This window comes from Candidatus Hepatincolaceae symbiont of Strigamia maritima (assembly GCF_055505085.1).
Genome location: NZ_DBKDTU010000015.1, coordinates 1 through 4309, shown reverse-complemented (window position 1 = coordinate 4309; position 4309 = coordinate 1). Strand labels below are relative to the sequence as shown.

The 4309-nt window shown below is 28.7% G+C and carries 3 protein-coding genes; all 3 read right to left on the bottom strand.

Translation table 11 applies throughout. The features are described from left to right. Window positions 1-130: 130 nt before the first annotated feature. On the bottom strand, window positions 131-3112 hold the full coding sequence (locus tag ACQCX0_RS00355; RefSeq protein ID WP_462562056.1) for an autotransporter family protein: 2982 nt from the start codon (window positions 3110-3112) through the stop codon (window positions 131-133). A gap of 33 nt (window positions 3113-3145) precedes the next feature. Next, the gene (locus tag ACQCX0_RS00350; protein WP_462562055.1) at window positions 3146-3928 is read right to left on the bottom strand and encodes a hypothetical protein; all 783 of its coding nucleotides are present in this window, start codon (window positions 3926-3928) and stop codon (window positions 3146-3148) included. 63 nt (window positions 3929-3991) lie between these two features. Continuing rightward, window positions 3992-4252, bottom strand: coding sequence for a hypothetical protein (locus ACQCX0_RS00345; RefSeq protein WP_462562054.1), 261 nt, complete (start codon window positions 4250-4252; stop codon window positions 3992-3994). Between the last annotated feature and the right edge of the window lie 57 nt (window positions 4253-4309).

Genomic DNA, 4309 nt, shown 5'->3' with positions numbered 1-4309 from the left:
GTAGAGGAAAACGGATATTATACAAACGATACTGATGCCACAGAGTGGGCAATCAAGCTAATATTAAAATTCAAAATCTCTGCCATTTAAAGTTTCCCACTCTGCCATTTAATTTTTCTCGCTACAATTCTTATAAAACATATTTTGCTTTTAAGCTTAAGGTATAATTATGAGTATTATTACCGTATAGATAATTTAAAGCCAGTTCACTTTGAAAATAGATCCCAATGCGGTAAGCCAAAGCTCCTTCAAAGAGAAAACTATAGTTTTTATAAATCGGTGCCTCAAAATTAAGAGGATTACTACTGGAGGTTAATTGTGCATTGGTAAGAGGAGCTTTGTTAAAGATTTTATTAACTAATAGATTAACTCTAGGTTTTAAAGATTGGCTTTTATCAACAATTAAAATTTCTTGAGAGAATTTAACTCCGATACCTGTAGTATAAACTTTATTATGAAAGCCTTTTACTTTGAAATTGAGGTTACTTCCTTCTTCAGTATAATCCTTAAGATTTACAAAATTAATAGCAGAAGTAAAGTAAGGATTAATTTCTATAAGCGGGGTCAAATCTTTTGCAATAATTAATAAAGCATTGCCTAATTCAAAGGAGGCTGTAGAAATGCTTGAGCTAAGATTATTTTGAGAACTCTCATTAATACTCTGCATATTTCTGTTTAGTATTGCATTATAAAAGCTATGAGCACCCAAGAGCGTTAGGTAAAAATATTTAGGATTAAATTTGGTGTAAATTCCAAAATGTTTTGAGGTTTGATTAGCAGTATAGAGAGTATTATTATTAGCTTTAATCTTAGAAGTTGAGTGGGCAATAGAGCCACCTAATAGGAAAGAATCAGTAATAATAATATCACTACCCACAACATAAGTAGTAGTATTAGTTTTATTACCCGTACTAAAATTAGTATCTTGTAATAAGGCATGATTATAAAAAGACTCTACCCAGACAATTAAATTGTTAACTCCTATATTATCTCCTAAACTCAATAGGGTGTATCCTATATCTTCCTTAATACGATTTTCTCCAGAAAAAGCAAATAAAGTATTCCTATTTATAATGCTTCTAACAAAATTATCTTGCAGATTCAAGTTAACTTGTTGCAATACTTCATTATTCAGTGGCTGAATCTCTAAAATAGCATTAGCAAGATTATTATCAGTTAAGTCATTTAATTTATAAAAAATATCTGTTAATTCCATAAAATTCTTTGAGTAAAGAATACTATTAAGTTCATTTGCTAACATAGATAAATTAGGATTATTAGTAGCAATACCATGAATTCTAGTACGATAGTTATTCAAAGTAAAATTCATTTCTAATTCTTTGTTGTTATTAACTACTATACTAGATAATAAACGCGGATCTAATACTCTAAAGGAATTATTTTCAAAATCTTTTACGGTATTACTACTAATTATATAAGTATTACTACTAACTAGACTTTTTAAGTCTGCAATATTAGTTAAATAAGTCGTATGAGGATTTATGGTAATCTTAGTATTATTAATAGTTAGAGTAGTATAAGGTTCAGTAATAATTTTTCCTCCTTTATTATCTACCAAATTATAAGTAATATGGAAGTCACCTTTATTTTGAATATAACTTTTAAATTCCGTATTAAAATTATCTACCCAAAGAGTTCCATCATTAGTAGTTATAGAATATTTAAAATTATAAGTGGCTGCTTTCTCGGTAGTAAATTTTATAGAACCTTTTTCTGCTATTTCAACATTCTGAAAATTCTCTAAAAAACTATCTTTATTAGTATTACTACTTGTTCCGGAAATAATAATATCGGCAAAAATCTTTAGGGTATTATTCCCTCCATCACCGTTAATATAATAATTTAATTTAAAAACAGGCTCATTGGTATGATCTGCTTCCTTTGGGACATTATATAATTCTACAATATCATCTCCTTCGTTAGTATTAACATTGCCTGGTCCTCCGCTATTGGTTATATTAATTTCTGCAGTATTATATATTTTAATAATATCATTGCCTTTTGTAGCATTAAAGAACCCCTCAATTTTACCTTTAATAGTTGCATCAAGAGTTGCATTTTTGTCCTTTGATGGTAGAATTTCACAAGCAATGCCACATTTTAAAGTAGCATTTTCTCCTACAAATAAGTAATTTTTCGTAGCAAACCATCCCAATCCGTGTTGGGCATCAAGTTTACCGCTACTTATTGATAAACTTAATTCTTCCATACTAAAACCGGAAGTATCGGTACAACCACCCTTATCAGGAGTCTGATTAAGATCACAGGTAAAAAGTTGTAAAATAATATTTGCGGCTTGCCTACTAACTACAAAAAGTTTATTAGGGAGTTTTGCTACGTCATTTGGGTCTATATGCGGAGGAAGAGTCTTATGGGACTTATACTCTAAGGTACCGCTATAACTATTTAAGTAAATTTCAGATTTTTTTGTAGGATCTATAATAATAATATTAAAATCAACATTACCACCCTTGCCTTTACTACTACCGTTATTAATTGTTAAATTATCACCTTTAAGGACTAAGTAACCAGTTTCAGTATCTTTTTTATCTTTATCATTTTCGGGAGGAGGAAAGAAAGAAAGTTTGCCTACCTCAAAGATTCCGCTATTAGAAATATTTACTTCTAACTCACCGTTTGCTTCAAAATTTTTAGTAGCAAAAATTCCTCCTTTAACATCTATCTTAGTTTGGCTATCATCAGTGGTAACTTTTTTGGTTTTTAAAGTATCTCTGGTGTTTTCAATGTTAATGTGTACTCCTTTGTTATCAGTTCCCTTTTCTAGCTTTAGAATCTTGTTAATACATGTTTCATTAAAATTTTTCTTAATCTTTATTTCTCCACCCTTAACCCTAATATGAGTTCCATCTACCACAACATTATCATGCTCATCGGATATTTGTTCACAAGTTAATTCATCGGCTGCATATGATAAACTTACTAAAGAGCTAAATAAAATAATAAATAAACTATAAGAGAAGTATCTATTTGTATTTAGTAGAGTTCTCTTTAGTAGCAGAAAGTTCTCTTTAGTAAAAAGAGTTTTGAGGAGTATTTTAGTTAGTAATTCGGTGAGCGTTTGGGAGTTCATAGTTATTTTCAACGTAATTTGATTAATCTGTATTTATATTTTTACAAAAACGTTAGGTTCCCTAGGTTTTCTTGCCTCTCTTCTCATTTTTTCTTTGATTAAATCAGGATTAAGATTATCTAATCTAAACATTAAGCAAGAACCCCGTATAGTTAGGGTTACGTTATCAAAATTTTTATTTAAAATACTCTCTAAATCTTCATATGAATAATTAAGATTATACCATATCTTAGCACTATTCTGATTTTTAATAATCTCAAGAGCCTTTTTAGTATGCAAAGGATGCTTTTCCCCTAAGATTGTACTCCCTATAATAATACCCTGAGAACTTAAGAGTGATTTAAGTTTAATAATTAAAGATTCTATCTCACTCAGGCTGGCTAATTCTTCTAGAAAAAAATACAGACTAATAGAATTAAATTTAGTTTCAGTTTCAAAAATATCATTAATGATATCTACTTCTACTAATTCAGGATAGCATAGAGTCCCTTCTAGTTTAGTTTGCATTGCAAGATAAGCGTTTCTATCTTTTTCTATTACTAAAATGATGGGGAATATATCTAAGAGTCGGTGGCATTTGTTAATAAAGATACCGTTATTCGTTTTAATTTCTAAGTGAAACTTGCCGATATGCTTATAATTTTCTTTTAAATAAGCTAAAGGACACTTAAAAATAAAGCGTAACCTTAAACTAAACATTAAATCCGAATAGGTATAGCTTAATTTTTTAAAAAATCCGACAAAAACACTATATAATGAATTTACAATAAATCTATAAGATCTAAGCCAAGTAAATAATTTTTTATAATTTAACATTAATATATAACAATACTCCTTTATTCTAATTATAAATAAGAAAAATAAAGGAATTGGGTAGGATTATACTTTAGATTTTTGATCTTCTATTGCTTCTTGCATTTTTGTAATCATATCTTCATTCTTAGGTTCTTTTGTAAACACAGCTAATGCATAAATAAAAGTTTGCAAAGGTATAGCAATCATTTTGGTAGGAGTAGGATCTCCCTTGCCTTCACCTTCAATAATTTGGTTCGTGCTTTGATTTCCTAAAATTATTTTTACAATCCCGTTATTAATGTTAATTGCATTAATAACATCATAAAATTCAACTTGTTTTTCCATATTTTAGTTCCTTATATTAAAGTTAACAGTGTAAGTACTTTTTATTAATTTTAACTT